The sequence below is a fragment of the Micropepsis pineolensis genome, from assembly GCF_055392125.1.
The window spans coordinates 758,351-775,718 of sequence record NZ_AP042408.1 but is presented as its reverse complement, the minus strand read 5'-3'; the positions used below and the strand labels follow the sequence as shown (position 1 = coordinate 775,718).

Below are 17,368 nucleotides of genomic sequence, written 5' to 3'. Positions count from 1 at the left end.
ACCACAATCTTGTAGTGGTTTTGTTCGCAATTGGTACAGGCGCTTTTTGTACGACAGGATTCGGGGTTAGCGGTTCACTTCCTAAGGGGGCAGCATGCGCATTCGTCGGCTTTTCACCACTGCGGGCAACGCGCCGTACGAAACGGTGGTCTTCCGCAAGGCGGTCAGCGAGATCCGGAATCCGGATGGCTCTATCGTCTATCATCAGGACGATATCGAAGTCCCCGAAACCTGGAGCCAGGTCGCCAGTGATGTGCTGGCCCAAAAATATTTCCGCAAAGCCGGGGTACCGGTGGCAACCCGCCCCGTGCCCGAAGACGGTGTGCCCGAATGGTTATGGCGACACGAGGCGGCCAGCGATCAGACCCGTGGCGAGACGTCCGCCCGCGAAGTGTTCGACCGCATGGCAGGCACCTGGACCTATTGGGGATGGAAGGCCGGCTATTTCGATGGCGAGGAAGATGCACAGGCCTTCCATGACGAGCTGTGCTACATGCTGGCGACCCAGAAATGCGCCCCCAATTCCCCGCAGTGGTTTAACACCGGACTGAACTGGGCCTATGGCATCGATGGGCCGAGCCAGGGGCACTATTATGTCGATTTCACCAGCGGGCAGCTCACCAAATCGACCAGCGCCTATGAGCATCCGCAACCACATGCCTGCTTCATTCAATCGGTCAATGATGATCTGGTCAATGAAGGCGGCATCATGGATCTGTGGACCCGCGAAGCACGGCTGTTCAAATATGGTTCGGGCACCGGCAGCAATTTTTCGTGCTTACGCGGTGTCAACGAACCCTTATCGGGCGGCGGCAAATCCTCCGGCCTGATGAGTTTTCTGAAGATCGGCGACCGGGCAGCTGGCGCGATCAAATCGGGTGGCACCACACGACGCGCTGCCAAGATGGTGATTGTAGATATTGACCATCCCGACATCGAAGATTTCATCGACTGGAAAATGCTGGAGGAGCAAAAGGTTGCCGCACTAGTGACTGGCTCGAAGGTGGCTGCGCAACATTTGACCGCCATCTTGAAAGCCTGCGTCAATTGTCAGGGTTCGGGCGATGATTGCTATAATCCGGCCAAGAATCCGGCGCTGAAACGTGAAATTCATGCCGCGCACAAATCTTTTGTGCCCGAAGCTTATATCGAGCGGGTGATTTCGTTCGCGCGGCAGGGATTCACCGAAATCGATTTTCGCACCTATGACACCGATTTCGATTCCGAAGCTTATCTGACGGTGTCAGGGCAGAACTCTAACAATTCCGTGCGCGTCACCGATGGCTTCCTGCAGGCAGTACAGAATGACGGCAACTGGAATTTAACCGCCCGCTGCGATGGCGAAACCGTCAAGACCGTGCGCGCCCGAGAACTGTGGGACAAGATTTCCTATGCCGCCTGGGCCTCGGCCGATCCCGGGATGCAGTTCCACACCACCATCAACGACTGGCATACCTGCCCGGCGGGCGGAGATATCCGCGCATCAAATCCGTGTGCGGAATATATGTTCCTCGACGATACGGCTTGCAACCTTGCCTCACTCAACCTGATGGCCTTTCGCACCGAGATTGATGGCAAGAAAGTCTTCGACATCGAAGCGTTCAGCCATGCTGTGCGGCTGTGGACCATGGTGCTGGAAATTTCCGTCACCATGGCGCAGTTCCCGTCGCGCGAAATTGCCCTGCGCTCTTATCGCTATCGCACGCTGGGGCTGGGCTATGCCAACATCGGCGGCCTGCTGATGGCGGCAGGCATACCCTATGACAGCCGCAACGGCCGCGCGCAAGCTGCAGCCATCACCGCGCTGATGACCGGCACCGCCTATGCCACCAGTGCTGAAATGGCGGAAGGTACCGGGGCCTTTGCCGAATTCGAAACCAACCGCGAGGCGATGTTGCGTGTCATCCGGAACCACCGCCGTGCCGCCTATGGCGAGCGGACGGGATACGAAAAGCTTTCCGTCACACCGATGCCGCTTGATACCACCGCGGTGCCCGATGCCGCACTGGTGCGGGCCGCACAAAGTGCCTGGGATCAGGCCTTGCTGCTGGGAGAAAAATGCGGCTTCCGCAATGCTCAGGTTTCCGTGCTGGCCCCTACCGGCACAATTGGTTTGGCGATGGACTGCGACACCACCGGGATCGAACCGGATTTCGCGCTGGTCAAATTCAAAAAGCTTTCTGGCGGGGGCTATTTCAAAATCATCAACCGCTGTGTACCTGAAGCTTTGCAGACATTGGGCTATAGCCAGAGCGAGATTGACGCCATTGTCGCCTATGCCGTGGGCCATGGCACGCTGGAAACCAGCACCGGCACTATCAACCATACAGCTTTGCGCGCTAAAGGCCTTACCGACAAGGAACTGGGTAAGATCGAGGCGGCACTGGAAGCCGCCTTTGATATTCGCTTTGTCTTCAACAAATGGACTTTGGGCGAAGTCTTCTGCCGTGATGTGCTGAAAATAGATCCGGCAGCAATGGTTGCCTATGATTTTGACATGCTTAAAGCCCTCGGATTCAGCAAGGATGATATAGAACAAGCTAACCTGCATGTCTGTGGTACTATGACACTTGAAGGCGCGCCACATCTCAAAGACGAGCATCTGGCGGTGTTTGATTGCGCCAATCCCTGCGGGCGTATCGGCAAGCGTTTCTTAAGCGCCGAAAGCCACATCAAGATGATGGCGGCCGCGCAACCCTTCATTTCAGGCGCGATCTCCAAAACCATTAACATGCCAAACCGCGCCACGGTGCGCGAATGCGGCGAAGCCTATCTGATGTCGTGGAAACTGGGGGTCAAGGCCAACGCGCTTTATCGTGATGGCTCAAAACTGTCACAACCACTGACCTCGCAAATCCTCGAAACCGACGAGGACGAAGAGGAACAGCCGATGGCGGCCCGCACCGCTACCATTACCGAGCGCGTGATTGAAAAAATTATCGAACGTGTCTCGCGCGAACGCGAAAAACTGCCGCAACGACGCAAGGGTTACACCCAGAAAGCCGTGGTAGGTGGGCATAAGGTATACTTACGCACCGGTGAATATGAAGATGGCCGACTGGGCGAAATCTTCATTGATATGCACAAGGATGGCGCCGCCTTCCGCAGCCTGATGGACGCCTTTGCCATTTCGGTTTCGGTCGGTTTGCAATATGGCGTGCCACTGGAAGAATTCGTCGATGCCTTCACCTTCACCCGCTTTGAGCCGGCGGGCATGGTCATCGGCAACGATTACATCAAAAACGCCACCAGCATCCTCGATTACATTTTCCGTGAACTGGCGGTGTCCTACCTTGACCGCCGGGATCTGGCCCATATCCCACCCGGTGACGGAGACGAGGATATTGGCAACGGCACCCGCGGCGAACGTGACAACCGCGAAGTGCGGGTTCGGGATGTCGCCCGCATCACATCCAATGGCTATGTTCGCGGCCACATACCGCAATTTGCTGTGCTGCGCGGTGGTGCTGCCCCAAAACTGAATAGTGAGGAAATGCGGGCAACCGATGCCTCCTATGCTCATCAGACGGTGACATCCCCCGATATTGTTCCAGCAACGGTCCACTTACACAGCGAAGCCAGACATATCCACGCCAAACGCGCCGCTGAAGCTCGCATGAAGGGCTATGAGGGCGATGCCTGCGGTAATTGCGGTAACTTCACCTTGGTGCGCAACGGCACCTGCATGAAATGCGACACCTGCGGATCGACCACCGGGTGCAGCTAAAAACCTTTTATGGCAGGCCTTCTAGCGCCCTCACCCACCGGATGGGGGCGCTTTGCTATCCGTATCACGCACCGCACGACCCAGAACGGCAGACGCAAAAACGGATAAAGCCCTCCCAATCCAGCAGGTAAGGGAAAGTGAATAAAATCTGCCGGACCAATGCACACCGCCAGAAGATGAGCGAACTTGGCCCGCCACCCAAGTCCCAAAAGGAAAAAATACGGATGTACCCGTAATGCCGAGAATGGTTGATTTTTCACCACAGCCTTCACGGACGGGCAAACCATGCCCTGTGACGCAACACGGGCCAAATACGTCGCCTGGAAATGGCCCTTGCTAGTTTTTTGAGTGTCTGGCGATGACCAACCCAAATGGCGTCGAAGGAGCAGCAGACCTTGCGCCATGCAGAGGTCCGCGCCAAGAGCATTAGCCTTATGACGGTATTCCGCCAGACGCTCTGGGGGAATGCTAGCCAAAACCGCCGAAAAATCGGCAAGCCATTTGAGCCGCCCCCAGCCATGACTGGCACCATGAACTGCGAGGTACGATACGAGCAAGTCATCTTTGAGTGTGCGGATTGGATAACCAGCTATAGTGATCACATCATGCGGCAGTTGAGAAATGTCGACATCACGCATCAGCCAAGGATTATCCGACATAGACCAGCCTAACTCCACACACAAACCGGTCACACGATGTCGAAAGGCAACCTCTCTTGCGAAACGACAAAAACGTTGACGTTGTATTGCAGATATAGATGCGGCCGGACTGTATAATTGGTACCCTAGATTTTCTAACAACGCCCACCCCGCATCAATGGATGAAGGCGCAATCAACAGATCAAGATCACGACTATGCTTAATCGTCAGAGAGCCATAAGCCCGCACACCTAATGCTGGACCTTTGAGCAAAAACATCGCAATCCCATTACCGTCAAATGCCTTCTGTAAACGGGCAGTTTCAGTTGCCAAATGCATATTATCCCGAGCGATATTATATGCAGCAGTATGTAATCGCCCTTGAATATCAGATGGCAGCGCAATTGCCGCTGCCGCTCCCCCTTGCTGTGCAAGGCCATGAATACGATGTCGTTTTATGAGCCACCAAAATAACGACCAGTCAGTGACTGCAGTCGCCGCATGGCGGATGGCGTCAAGTACCGCCGGGGTGCGTGGCCAACGGCACAGTGCGGCGGCAAGGCAAAATTCGGCGCAAGGCTCAGGCAAAGTGAACATTGGCCGGTCCATATTGAGCCCCATCACTGACCAGTACACCATTTTCCAGGATGTAAATCTGTTCACACGCCCGAAGACTTTCTTCGCGATGGGCGATCATCACAATGGTTGGCCGTGGTTCAAGGACTTTCAGGCGGCTCAAGATTTTTCCTTCAGTTTCAACATCGATTGCGTTGGTGGCTTCATCGAGCACCAGAAGCCGAGGGGCGCGCAACAACGCCCGTGCCAGAGCAATGCGCTGGCGCTCGCCACCCGACATCAGTGTGCCGCGTTCCCCCACCACGGTGTCAAGCCCCAGGGCCATATGGCGCACCAGTTCATCGGCCTCGGCAAAAACCAGTGCCGACCACAATGCATCATCATCTGATAGCTTGGAAGAAGACCATAAAAGATTGCGCCGCACCGTATCGTGCAGCAAAAATGCATCCTGTGCGACATAGGCAAGCGCGTTCTGCCAGGCGGGCAGACAATCCTGCAGCAACACACCATCGATCCGTATAGAGCCGGATTGTGGCGCGTATAACCCCACCAGCAAATCGGCAAAGGTTGTTTTACCCGCACCAGACACCCCACGAATGCCAATGAAGCTGCCCGGTTCAATTGTCAGGCTCAAACCGGCAACACCATGCTGCGCGCAAGGCCCGAATTCGGCATCAGGCATACTATGGCAGAAGCCAACCGCATCGAATGCAATCCGCCCGCAGCCTATATCTCCACAACTGATGGGCTTTACCGGCACCACGGCAAGTTCAGCCTCAAGAGCGCAGACTTGCTCATAGGCCGCCAGCGAGGCAGCCAGCTGCTGGGCTGATTGCTGGATAACATTGGCGGGACCGCTCATCCGCCCAACCACCAGAATAAGCGCAATCAGCACCGCAGGGGAAACCTGAAACACCCCAATCCCGGTCAATACCAGTGCAGCGCCGATCAGGGCGGATACCGTGGCCAGCATCAGCCGCTGCACACTTGCCCGATTAGCATAGGCAATCTGATGCGTGCTTAAATCCTGTAAGGTGGCACAAAACCGTTCGGCATAGCGCTGTTGCAGATCCTGACTGATTGCCAGTTTCAGACCGCCCAGAAACTGCGTAGTACTGTTGAGCAAATGCAGATTGCCGTTGGTGACAAAGGCCCCCAAAGCGCGGGCGCGGCGCAGCATCGGGATCAGCGCCACCAGACTTATCGCCACCAGCCCAAAGGCAAGCAGTGCCAAAGCCGGTGCCAGCCAGAAGGCCAGCGCACACTGCATCACCAGCATGACCAGTGCGACCAGACATTGGGTAATGCAATGCGTCGCCGTTCCGATCTGCTGCACGTCGCCGCTCATCAGATGGGCCAGCCGGGCATGGCGCAGCCGCGATAACACGGCCCAAGGTGCCGCCGCCAGCTTCACCGTGATGCGGGCGCGGCAATGTTGTACAAAGCCGGTACGCAACGCCATCAGCATACGGTCACGGCCAGCAATCACCCCGGCGCGCAACAGCATCAGCCCGGCGAGCAGCCCCATCAACACGCAAAGCCGCCCATAGGCGGTGGTGACACCCAGCCGGTCCGACAGTGGTAGCAACCGCCCGGCCCAACCACCCGCGCTGTGCTGACTGGCAAACACCACCCTGAGCAGCGGCACGATCAGTATCAGACCGCAACCTTCCAGCACGGCCCCGCCCAGAACGAACCCAATGGCGCGCACACCCCGCCGCCCGGCATAAGTGGCGTAGTCCGCCATAAACCGCCGGACGGAAGTAAACAGTCCATTGGAAGGCGGGGACACCTTGCCAGGGCACGGATGAAACAGATGCACGCGACAAACCCAAATAGGTTGCAGCGCATACTGACGCGTGCAGCGTCAAACCGCCACCCTTTAACCGCGCAGTAACCATTTAAAACTTTTGCTGGCACACGCCATTATGGTATTATCAATCATATAAAATGCGATGTTTCACAGGGGGAAGACCATGGAAGACTTAACTAGGCGCGATCTGTTTGCCGCAGGTGCGGCGGTAAGCCTGGCCGGAACATTGAGCCAGACGGCGATGGCGGCACCAGAGCCCCAACCCGTCAGCGTCCCCGCCCCCGTCACAACCAGCATAGTCGCCCCCGCGTTGCAAAGCCGCCAAAGGCTAAAATGCGATTTTGGCTGGCGCTTTCATCTGGGCCATGCCACCGACCCGGTGCAGGATTTTGGCTTCGGCCAGAGCCAGGACAGTTTTGCCAAATCCGGGGCCAATGTCGCCACCGCCGCAGCCGTCGAATTCGACGATAGCGGCTGGCAGGCGGTTGATCTGCCCCATGACTGGGCAATGGCCCTGCCCTTTACCCCATCGCAGCATCCACCAGCAGAGGGCGATGATGACGCTGCCGGTCACGGCTATAAACCACTGGGGCGGGATTTTCCGGCTACCAGCATCGGCTGGTATCGCCGCAGCTTTGACATTGCCGTAAGCGATCTGGGCAAGCGCATCGTGGTCGAGTTTGACGGCGTATTCCGCGATGCCCAGGTGATGATCAACGGGTACTTCGTCGGGCGCAATCAAAGTGGCTATGCCCCGTTTGCCATCGACATCAGCGATTTCCTCAATTACGGGGCGCGCAATGTGCTGACCGTGCGGGCCGATGCCACATTGGGCGAAGGCTGGTTCTATGAAGGTGCTGGTATTTATCGCCATGTTTGGCTGACCAAGACCGACACGCTGCATATCCCCCAATATGGCGTCTGGGTGCGCAGTCAGCTTGAGGGCTTAAGCGCCAGCCTCAGTATCACCACCGAGATTCAGAATGATGGGCTGGCAGCCCGACGCTTCGTGCTGGTCACCGATGTTGTCGACCCGGCGGGGCACGTCATCGCCACCCAGAAAACCCCGTCCAGCATCAGCGGGCGCCAAAGCCGCAGCCTGTTACAAACCGTGCGGGTCGGCCGGGCGCAATTATGGTCACTCGAAACACCACAGCTCTATCACGCAGTAAGTCGCCTTGTGGAAGCCGATAAAGCTATTGACGATGCGGTAACCCCTTTTGGTTTGCGCAGCATTCGCTTTGATACAAAACGTGGTTTTTTGCTTAATGGCGTGCCGGTCAAGCTCAACGGCACCTGCAACCATCAGGATCATGCCGGAGTTGGCATTGCCATTCCCGATGCCCTGCAGGCGTGGCGGGTGCAGAAACTCAAAGAGATGGGCTCGAACGCCTATCGCATGGCGCATAATCCACCGACGCCGGAACTACTGGACGCCTGCGACCGGCTTGGCATGCTGGTAATCGACGAAACCCGCCGTATGTCGTCGGACACGCAAAGCATGAGCGAGCTCGCCCGCCTGATCCGGCGGGATCGTAACCACCCCTCGGTCATTTTATGGTCGATTGGGAACGAGGAACCGCAACAGGGCACCGAACGTGGTGCACGCATTGGCGCATCGATGAAAACCCTGTGCCGGGAGCTGGACCCCGACCGTCCGATTTGTGCCGCACTGGATAAGCCCGAGGCATGGGATACCGGCTTTGGCCCGTTACTGGATGTCGTCGGCGCCAATTACCACACCAAACAAATGCCGGACTTTCACACCCGTCATCCGGACCGCCCCATCATCGGCACTGAAACCGGCAGCACCGTGGCCACACGCGGGATCTATCGCCGCGATCCAACCAGCGGTTATTGCGCGGCTTATGATACCGAGCACCCCCGCTGGGCCACCACGGCGGAAGAATGGCTAAAGGTCATTGGACCGGTGCCGCACTTACCAGGCGGATTTGTCTGGACCGGTTTTGATTATCATGGCGAGCCGACGCCATTTAATCGCTGGCCCAACGTGGTTTCACAATTCGGTATTCTTGATCTATGTGGATTTCCAAAGGATAATTTCTTCTACTACAAAGCCTGGTGGGGCACAGAACCGGTGCTGCATCTCTTGCCGCATTGGAACTGGCGCGACGGCGAAACAGTCAACATCTGGTGCCACAGCAACCTTGATGCGGTTGAACTTTTCGTCAACAGCAAAAGCCTGGGGGTGCAGAAAGTGCCGCGCTTTGGTCATGTCGAATGGAATGCAAACTTTGCTCCCGGCACCATAGAGGCCCGCGGCTTCAAGAATGGCAAAGTAGTGCTGACAGATCAGCGTAAAACCACGGGGGCGCCAGCCAGAATTACCCTTGCCACCGATCATGGCGGGTTGAGGGCTGATGGCGAAGACGTCGCCGTTATCACCGCCGCGCTTGAGGACAGTGCCGGCCGTGTGGTGCCAATGGCATCGGACAGTATTTGTTTCACGGTCACCGGGGCAGCGCGCATCATTGGCAGTGGTAATGGCGATCCCTGCAGCCATGAGCTGGATACCGCCACCACCCGCAGCGCCTTCAATGGTCTGTGCATGGCGCTGCTGCAAAGCAATGGTACGACAGGCCCGGTTGTCATCAACGCGACCGCACCCGGCCTAACCAGCGCTAGCCTGCCCCTGCAGAGCCTTGCGACGAAACTAGCCCCACGACTGGCTTAAAACCTGCAGGGGTTACGGTGTTGAAAGTTTTATGTCGATTGTGCCAGCCTGATCGGGCGCACGATCGGCATAAAAGCCGTCCTGTACCTTATCGCCGCTAATCAGCCGGGTTTTAAGCGTGGCATCGGTAAAAACCTGCAGGCGGTACACCGTACCTGGCATCAGCATGGCGGTATAGTCGTATTTACCTTCGCCATTGGGCAGGTGCACCGCAATGTCCCGGCTGCCCAGAAAATCACCCCACAGCACATAGCTTTGCCCCACACCGCCGCTAAAGCGAAACGTCACCGCAACGGGATGAACATACCCTGCATGCGGATAATCCATCGCTGCAAGCGCGTTGTGCGACAAATCGAAAAACGCGGCATTCTCCCAATTCGATCCCTGGCCCCAACGGGTACGGCAGCGGGTTGAGACCCAATCCGGGGCCCAATAGATCACACCGATACCACCACCAGCGATCACCGCCTGGGTCAGGTCGATCATATATTTCTTTTGCCCAGCAGCCGTGGCGGGATAGCCGGGGCGGAGGGCCTTTTCATTCAGTACGTTTGAATTGTTGTCACCCCAATTCATGGTCCATGGATAGGCAGTCTCAAGCACAACAACATCCGCCTGCGGATAATGATGCCGTAAGCGATTGATGGTGACACGCACCCCATCCAGCGACGTAGTCGACCACTGGGTGTAATAGCTAAAGCCAATGATATCGTAATCTGTCACCCCTGCCGCGGTTGCTGCGGTCAGCCATTTTTCGACATTCTCAGGCTGGGCAACATGCAACACCACTTTGGGGCGGATTGCAGATTTGTTACCTGCGTCACGCACCGCACGGATACCCGCATTTATCAGTTTGGCATCACGGGCCCAGTTAATCTCGACACCCTCGTTCCAGGGTTTGTCTACCATCAGTTCCGAATTGATTTCATTACCGACCTGAACCTGATCGGGCATCAGTCCGTCTTTGTCGAGCGCAGTTAGGGTATCTAAAGTATATTGGTATACCGTTGCCGCCAACACATCGGGATTTTTGATTCCGGCCCATTGCCTGGGCACGATCTGCTTTTGTGGATCGGCCCAATCGCCGGAATAATGAAAATCGAGTAGCACCTGCTGGCCATGATCCCTGGCCCGCTTTATGGCGCGTTTGACATCGGTCAGGGTGCTATACCGTGTCCAGTCCGGGTCCACCCATAACCTGAGGCGTACGAGATTGGTGCCATGCTCCTGAAAGATGGTGAAAACATCTTTGGGCGTGCCAGCATCAGTGTAGGCTGCAGCGCAATCATCCATTTCATTAGCGAAGGATAAATCTGCGCCAAAATAAAATGGTTCCGCCGATACGGAAGTAAAACTAGCCCACCACAGCGCTATGACGCCGAGCAGCATCCCAGTGGATATACGCATCGTATCACCTAAAATTAGTGAGGGGGCATAGCCCCCTCACCGGCGTTATATTCAATTATGGTAATTGAGGTTGAATGAGAAAGTACGACCATACATGTCGTAACGCGCGACCTCCTGGGGATTGTTATCGTAATAAGACCTCCAAACTGAATTCGTGATATTTGAAATGTAAAAATTCACCCCAACATTTTCGCTGAACTTATAGGAGACACTTGCATCGAGATTGCGATGCCAATCCGTGCTCGATAATGCCGAACCATCCCAAGTGTATGCAATGGTATAAGGGCTGGTTACCTTATAGGCTAACCGCGCTTCGATATCGTGCGCGCTGTACCACAAATCGGCTTCGGCCGTATGCTTAGCCAACCCAGTCGCGTCCAACGGGTTCCAGGTCGGCGTGAATTCCTTCACACCCGAATTGACATAGGCATAGTTGGCATAAATACCAAAATCCTGCAGGAAGGCGACCGGTATGAAATAGAACCGGCTCTGCAGTGTAACTTCCACCCCCGTGATGTCCCCCCCCTTACCATTGACCGGTGAGTAAATTTCGTAGCTATAACCACCGATGGTCTGGTACTTATCGTTATAACCGATGAAGCTGCTGAGATGCTTGTAATAGGTCGCCAGAGCAAGCAGAGATTCATCATGGAAATACCATTCGTAGGACAGATCAAGCTGCTTGGAGCGGTACGGATTAAGCTTGGGATTACCGCCTGAGCCGTAGCGCGTCACCTCACCAGAAGATGTGGTAGATTCACTCAGACTATACCCCGTGCGCAGTTCATCAAGTGGTGGGCGAGACAAGGCAAAGGAACCGCCTAGACGCAGAATATGCTGCTCGCTAAGCTCAAAGTTCAGGCTAAAACTCGGAAGTACATCGGTATAGCTTTTGCTGACCGAGATCGGATTATAGGTGCTGCCGGAATCCGATGTTTCGTATCCTGCACTCTTGACGAAAGAGCCAATCACACGGGCACCGATATTACCATGAACTGTGATGCCATACAGTTCCGTCGTCAGATCGGCTTTAAGATATCCCTCATAATTGTCGGTATGAACACGCCAATGCTCACCCATTAGTTCAGAACCGCTTATAGTACCGTCACCGTCGGGATAAACAAAACTCTTGAGTTTGTCATAGTCGCCATAAATCATGTCCGGTACATTCAGCCCATGTACCTTAACGGTTTCCAGCATGTCTGACGGCAGCGTCGCCGTACCGGAGCACGTCGAGCTTAACGTCGAGCCTGAACCAGGGCAAAGATAATACAAGTGATTGATATGGCTCTTCTCGCGACCAGACAAACGCACACCCGCTGAAAGTGCCGAAATAAAGCTATTGCCGAATGTCCGTGTCGCATCAAGCTGTAAGGCTGAGATATGGTCAGACAAGCCTTCTGGCCCTGACACCTGCCCCATCTGCGACGAACCATAAGCCGTCTGCGCGGTTATATCAGATACCGAAGATGCACCGGAACCTGAAAAGGATACGCTCGGCGTTTGTCCGCGCGCCGTGTTATAGCTAACATTTTCGGGCCAGACCGCTGAAACGACATCTTTCCAATTGTTGTGGCGCCAAGCTTCGGAATGCGAAGCGTCGAGCTTCACATCCCAATTGCCAGAGGCATATTCGGCATTAAGACCGCCGATTAGAAGCGTGTGCTGTTCGCCATACACCGCGAAGACATTGTTCACCATGCCCCAATTATCAGTCATAGTGCCGCCAACCACGACACCGTTGCGTGTGGTGACGGAATCATTCGTGCTTGATGAGGTACTGCAGCCGTAAGCGGTTGCCGACGCGCTATCGCAAGCAGATCCCGTTGGCGAGGAGGTCCACCCGCCCCAGCCATTATACCACTGCTGCAACTGGTTATCGTGAATCCGATAATCTGAGTACAAAACATCGACCTTGACACGCAGATCACTGTTCGGTTGCCAGTCTATAGCACTGGTGAGAGCAAAACGATCCTGCTGCAATAGGCTGATATCGGTCTGTGCGCCCCAGGCTGTGGCATCGGCAACACCATCGCCAGTGATATCACCAGCCGTGCTGTCCTGAGTTTCGTTGTAGCCCCAGCCACGGAACCAGGTATAGCCATTCTTTTGGCGCTGGAAGCTGCCAGCAATATAGAAGGCCAGCTTGTCATTTATATGAGTGATATAGGAAGCACTGCCACGCAGCCCCCACGGATTGTAGTGCGGTAAGACAGCCCCTTTCTCGTTATAAGCCGGGGACAAGTTCAGGGTAAAACTTGGCCCTACGTAATCGAGTGGAGAGCGTGTCTTGATATCGATAGTGGCTGCAATACCACCGGCAATTAAATCGGCCGACTGTGACTTTGACACAGAGGCAGCAGCAACGATTTCCGACGGATAAATCTCCCAACGCACATCTTGGCTCGGCTCAGACGATGCCACCTCACGGCCATTCACTAAACCGAGCACATAACGTGGCCCAAGCCCACGCACCGAAGCCTGACTGGCATTGCCACGGTCGAGCGATGTGTTGAAACCAGGCAGACGGCTCAGTTCCTCGGCGATGGTCACGTCCGGCAACGCGCCGATATCCTTGGTCGAAATATTTTCGGTGATGGTGACGGCGTTTTTCTTGGCCTGCAGAGAATCGCGTAACGATTCCCGCATCCCGGTCACCACCACGGTTTCCATGGCGTCACCGTTGGCATAGGCCGCAGGCAGCAGACTGCCGACAGTCAGCATACTGGCGGTGCACAGCAGCAATTTTTGGATGGCTTTCACGGATGTCCTCCCCAGACGTATCTGCCCTTTGCCTTTTTTTGTGTGGCGGGCTTATGTACTAATAATATGATAAATCTAGGGATGATGCCGAAGCGGCGTCAAGCATCACGGGAATATTACTTGTACTCAACCGCGATTTTTCTGCGGGACGTTGCAGAAACACACGCCAACGCAAATAATGTAACATACTGATTTAAAATGGTTATTTCGCTACAACCCTGACAGCGGTGTCAGGAAGCGCTGTCAATTATAGCGATCAATCGGGCACTATCCCAAAACAGAACACCCCAGCTGCGCAAAGCAGCCGGGGTGCCGAAAACGTCTCGTACCTTGCGGGCAGGAAGGCCTAAACAGCCGCTTCCTTAGCCACCTCGACTATACTGGCACGTGCCGCCAGACTAGCCGCGGCCTGACGCTTGTCGTTCAGTGCCGCCAGATTATTCAGCCGATCCATCGAAGCTAGATGGAAATAAAGGTGCTTGAGCAGGTGGCGTTTGCGCCAGTCATTGGCGGTGCGGTTGTCGAGCGCGTCGAGCGCTTCTTCATCCACCACCGAGAAACCGGTCAGGCGAATACCGGCCCCGGTCGCCCCACGCACGGTGCAGGTCTGCTCTTTGAGCAAGCCAGCATCATAGACTTCCTTGCAGAATTTGCGGGTCAGATCCCAGGCCTGCTGATATTCGGCGCAGAAACGGAAAACATCGCGCGCCACATCGGTGGCCTGACCATTATCGAACAGCGGTGCACCGTCCGCCCCAAAGGCTTCGGCGTCGATATCGGCCCCAAGCAGCAGATTATCATCCGATACGCGGGTCAGAATGAAGGGGTACCGACGAACATAGGCCGGAATAAAGCAGCCATCGAGCCAGTTGCCAGCCTCATCAACGAACAGGTTCTGGTCGGCATGCAGCCCCAGCAGCGTCACCAGCATCGGCTCGGGTCCGGCGGTGAAAACGACCGGGCTATGGGCCATCAGGCCGGGAACTTCGCCCACCACCACCGGCACGCTGTTGGCCGTGTTGGCGAAGGAATATTTCCGCTGCGCCAACAGCTTAAGATTCGCGTGCTCCTTGGCGTTCAGGACCACCGGATCGCGATAGAACATCGGCATCGATTGTTTGGCTTCGTCCGCCATTGACTTCCCCTTCAGATCTTGTGCGGTCCGCGAAGCCTTAACGCAAACCGGTCTTTTGTCATCTCTCAACCGTTAGCGCCTTTTGCTCGGGAAAAAAAGCGCCCAAGGGCCGGATTTGCCAAACAGAATTCTTAACAGTGGCATCCGACCGCCCGGTTGCGTACACCCCCCGGGTGAAATGACGCATTTTTAGCGATTGCACCGCGCGTGATCGGGTAAGAAGAAGCACGCGTTGGTACGGGATACGAGACTGCAATGAAAACGATTTGGCTGTATTTTTGTCTGATTACCGGTGTAGCGCTGGGCCTGTGGGCCGTTCAGCCGCCGCCACCAGCCTCAAATCATGCCCCGGCCGACACCTTCTCCGCCGAGCGGGCGCTGGGCGATGTGCGGATGATTTCGCGCCATTCGCACCCCACGGGCTCGGCGGAAGCGGCCAAAGTGGCGACCTATCTGACCGCCAGATTGCAGCAGATGGGGCTTTCCCCTAGCCGCTTCGACGACACTGGCATTCTTCAGTATGGCCATGACTTTGCCCGCGCCGCGCGGATCAGCGATATTGTAGCGGTATTGCCCGGCACCAACCCGGCCCTGCCAGCACTGGCCATCGTCAGCCATTATGATTCGGTACCCCATTCGCCCGGTGCTGCCGACGATGGCGCAGGCGTTGCCGCCAGCCTGGAAATCGCCCGGGCGCTGGCCGCCGCGCCACACCAGCGCGATGTCGTGCTGGTCTTCACCGATGGCGAGGAACTCGGACTTTTGGGAGCTGAGGCTTTTTTCCATCGCCACGCCCAGGTTAAGCATATTGGTGCGGTGATCAATTTTGACGCCCGCGGCGCATCCGGCCGGGCTGCCATGTTTGAAACCGGCCCACAAAGTGGCCTGCTGGTCGGGCATCTATCCGGGGCGGTCACGGCCAATTCCGCCACGGCGCTGATCTATGATGCCATGCCCAATGGCACCGATTTCACCCTGGCAAAGAATCTGGGCCTACCGGGGTTGAACTTTGCCTTCATCGGCGATGTCGCGGCCTATCACACCCCGCTGGCCAGCGCGGGCCGGCTTGATCCCGGAAGTTTGCAACATATGGGCGATCAGGCCCTGAGCGTGGCGCGCGCCGTGGTGGCAAGCAACGGGCCGCTTACCGGTGAAAATCTGGTCTATGGCGATCTCTATGGCCGCATGTTGCTGCAGTACCCGCCGGTTTACGGTTGGGTGCTGCTGGCAGGCCTTGCACTGCTGCTGCTGCTGGCCTTCTGGCGCGGACGAGCTTCGGAGGGCGGCGCGGTGGTGCGCGGACTGTTCTGCAACCTGCTGATCGTAGCGCTGTGCGCTCTGTTTCTGTGGCCTGCCGGGTTGATCTTAAGCCAGCTCAGCCTGTATCAGCGCGCCCCGTTACTGCCGCTGATGTCCGTCGGTGCGCTGTGCCTTACCATCGGCACACTGGCCTTTACCAGTTATGCCGCTCGCAGCGGGCGGGGGCGCTGGCTGCTGGTCATTACCATTATTCTGGCCACGGCGCTGTCGTCACTGGGCAGCTTTGACCCGGTTGCCACCGGCCTCGGCGGGGCCTCTCTGATCCTGCTGTTGATCGGCTTAAGCCGCCCGCTGGTCATGGCCGATCTGTGGCGCGGTAGCCTGCTGTTATCCTTCCTGCTCGGATTGGGTTTGCAAATCGCCCTGCCCGGTGCCGCCCCGCTGGTTGTCTGGCCGCTAGCGCTATCCGGGCTGGCCGCCGCCTGGTATTTCGGCACCGCCGGGGGGCGCACCCACCGCCCGTTTGCCCTGTTCCTGATCGGGCTGGTGGCCATTACGGTCCTGGCGCAGATTGCCACCCTGGGTGATTTTCTGTTTGATGCGCTGGGGCTGAGCCTGCCCGCGATCATGGCGGTACCAATGTTGCTGCTGCTGCCCGCGATCATGCCGCTGGCCGGGGAAGCCGGTGGCGAGCGCTCGGCCAACGAGCTGGCTCTGCTGTTCGCCATTGCCGGCATCATCACCCTTGTCATCACGCTGGTCATTCCGGTGTCGGCAGAGCGGCCGATGCCAAGCGCCGTGCTCTATGCCCAGAACACCGACAAGGCACAGGCGTTCCGCATCGACCCTTACAAATATCTCGATCCCTGGGCCCGGGACGCCTTAAGCGCGGGCGGCCAGAGCCCGGTCTATGCCCCGGTCCCCGGCCTGTATGATACCGCGGTGTGGTCAGCCCCGGCCCCGGCCCTGCGCCTGAACCAGCCGCATTTCACCATTACCCATGCTGCAGGGCGACTGACGATCAAAGCCATGCCAGCGCCCGGCGACAGCACTATCGAAATTGCGGTGAACAGCTCGGCCCCGTTAAGCGACAGCTTTCTGAACGGACGGTCGATCAGTGGCACGGTGGCCGTCAATGACTGGCGCAAGATCGTCTTTACCGCACCGCCCATCGATGGCGTGATCTGGTCGTTTAAGGCCCCGGCCCATGGCAAGATGGCCGTGCGAGTGAGCGCCCTCACACGGGACTGGCCCAAGGGGGCCGAAGCGCTGCCACCACTGCCCAGTGACACGATTCTGGTCGGCGATGCCGTTACCAGCCGCCGCAGCCTGACCAAAAGCTTCAAATGGTGAG

General features: G+C 56.8%; 8 protein-coding genes. 3 read left to right on the top strand and 5 right to left on the bottom strand.

Annotated features, from left to right (window positions below; translation table 11 throughout):
* Positions 1-94 precede the first annotated feature (94 nt).
* Positions 95-3,727 (top strand): vitamin B12-dependent ribonucleotide reductase, encoded by a 3,633-nt coding sequence (locus ACZ5RI_RS03530; RefSeq protein ID WP_464514729.1) that lies wholly within the window; start codon positions 95-97, stop codon positions 3,725-3,727.
* Here ACZ5RI_RS03530 and ACZ5RI_RS03525 read toward each other — a convergent pair.
* Entirely contained in the window at positions 3,724-4,974 is a 1,251-nt protein-coding gene (locus ACZ5RI_RS03525; protein WP_464514728.1) for a nucleotidyltransferase family protein, read from the bottom strand. The two genes, ACZ5RI_RS03530 and ACZ5RI_RS03525, sit on opposite strands and share 4 nt — an antisense overlap.
* A complete protein-coding gene (locus ACZ5RI_RS03520) occupies positions 4,946-6,688 on the bottom strand; it encodes an ATP-binding cassette domain-containing protein (RefSeq protein ID WP_464514727.1) in 1,743 nt (580 codons plus the stop codon). Before ACZ5RI_RS03520 ends, ACZ5RI_RS03525 begins: the two co-directional genes overlap by 29 nt.
* 229 nt (positions 6,689-6,917) lie before the next feature.
* Between ACZ5RI_RS03520 and galA the strand changes: the two genes are divergently transcribed.
* Positions 6,918-9,449, top strand: coding sequence for a beta-galactosidase GalA (galA, locus tag ACZ5RI_RS03515; RefSeq protein ID WP_464514726.1), 2,532 nt, complete (start codon positions 6,918-6,920; stop codon positions 9,447-9,449).
* 12 nt (positions 9,450-9,461) lie between these two features.
* On the opposite strand, the gene ACZ5RI_RS03510 is transcribed toward galA, so the two are convergent.
* From ACZ5RI_RS03510 to ACZ5RI_RS03500, 3 genes are all read right to left on the bottom strand, one after another.
* Positions 9,462-10,856, bottom strand: coding sequence for a glycoside hydrolase family 53 protein (locus ACZ5RI_RS03510; RefSeq protein ID WP_464514725.1), 1,395 nt, complete (start codon positions 10,854-10,856; stop codon positions 9,462-9,464).
* Positions 10,857-10,907: 51 nt separating this feature from the next.
* Positions 10,908-13,619 carry a TonB-dependent receptor gene (locus tag ACZ5RI_RS03505; RefSeq protein WP_464514724.1) on the bottom strand — a complete coding sequence of 904 codons (2,712 nt, stop codon included), beginning with the start codon at positions 13,617-13,619 and terminating at the stop codon, positions 10,908-10,910.
* Between the two features lie 346 nt (positions 13,620-13,965).
* The gene (locus ACZ5RI_RS03500) at positions 13,966-14,754 is read right to left on the bottom strand and encodes a SapC family protein (RefSeq protein WP_464514723.1); all 789 of its coding nucleotides are present in this window, start codon (positions 14,752-14,754) and stop codon (positions 13,966-13,968) included.
* 255 nt (positions 14,755-15,009) lie between these two features.
* Between ACZ5RI_RS03500 and ACZ5RI_RS03495 the strand changes: the two genes are divergently transcribed.
* Positions 15,010-17,367, top strand: coding sequence for a M20/M25/M40 family metallo-hydrolase (locus ACZ5RI_RS03495; RefSeq protein ID WP_464514722.1), 2,358 nt, complete (start codon positions 15,010-15,012; stop codon positions 17,365-17,367).
* Position 17,368: the final 1 nt, after the last annotated feature.

What these genes read in the sequence shown, in the direction of transcription:
- ACZ5RI_RS03530 (WP_464514729.1), top strand. Translation starts at nt 95, where the DNA reads ATGCGCATTCGTCGGCTTTTCACCACTGCGGGCAACGCGCCGTACGAA.
- ACZ5RI_RS03495 (WP_464514722.1), top strand. Translation starts at nt 15,010, where the DNA reads ATGAAAACGATTTGGCTGTATTTTTGTCTGATTACCGGTGTAGCGCTG.
- ACZ5RI_RS03520 (WP_464514727.1), bottom strand. Translation starts at nt 6,688, where the DNA reads ATGGCGGACTACGCCACTTATGCCGGGCGGCGGGGTGTGCGCGCCATT.
- ACZ5RI_RS03500 (WP_464514723.1), bottom strand. Translation starts at nt 14,754, where the DNA reads ATGGCGGACGAAGCCAAACAATCGATGCCGATGTTCTATCGCGATCCG.
- galA (WP_464514726.1), top strand. Translation starts at nt 6,918, where the DNA reads ATGGAAGACTTAACTAGGCGCGATCTGTTTGCCGCAGGTGCGGCGGTA.
- ACZ5RI_RS03510 (WP_464514725.1), bottom strand. Translation starts at nt 10,856, where the DNA reads ATGCGTATATCCACTGGGATGCTGCTCGGCGTCATAGCGCTGTGGTGG.
- ACZ5RI_RS03525 (WP_464514728.1), bottom strand. Translation starts at nt 4,974, where the DNA reads ATGGACCGGCCAATGTTCACTTTGCCTGAGCCTTGCGCCGAATTTTGC.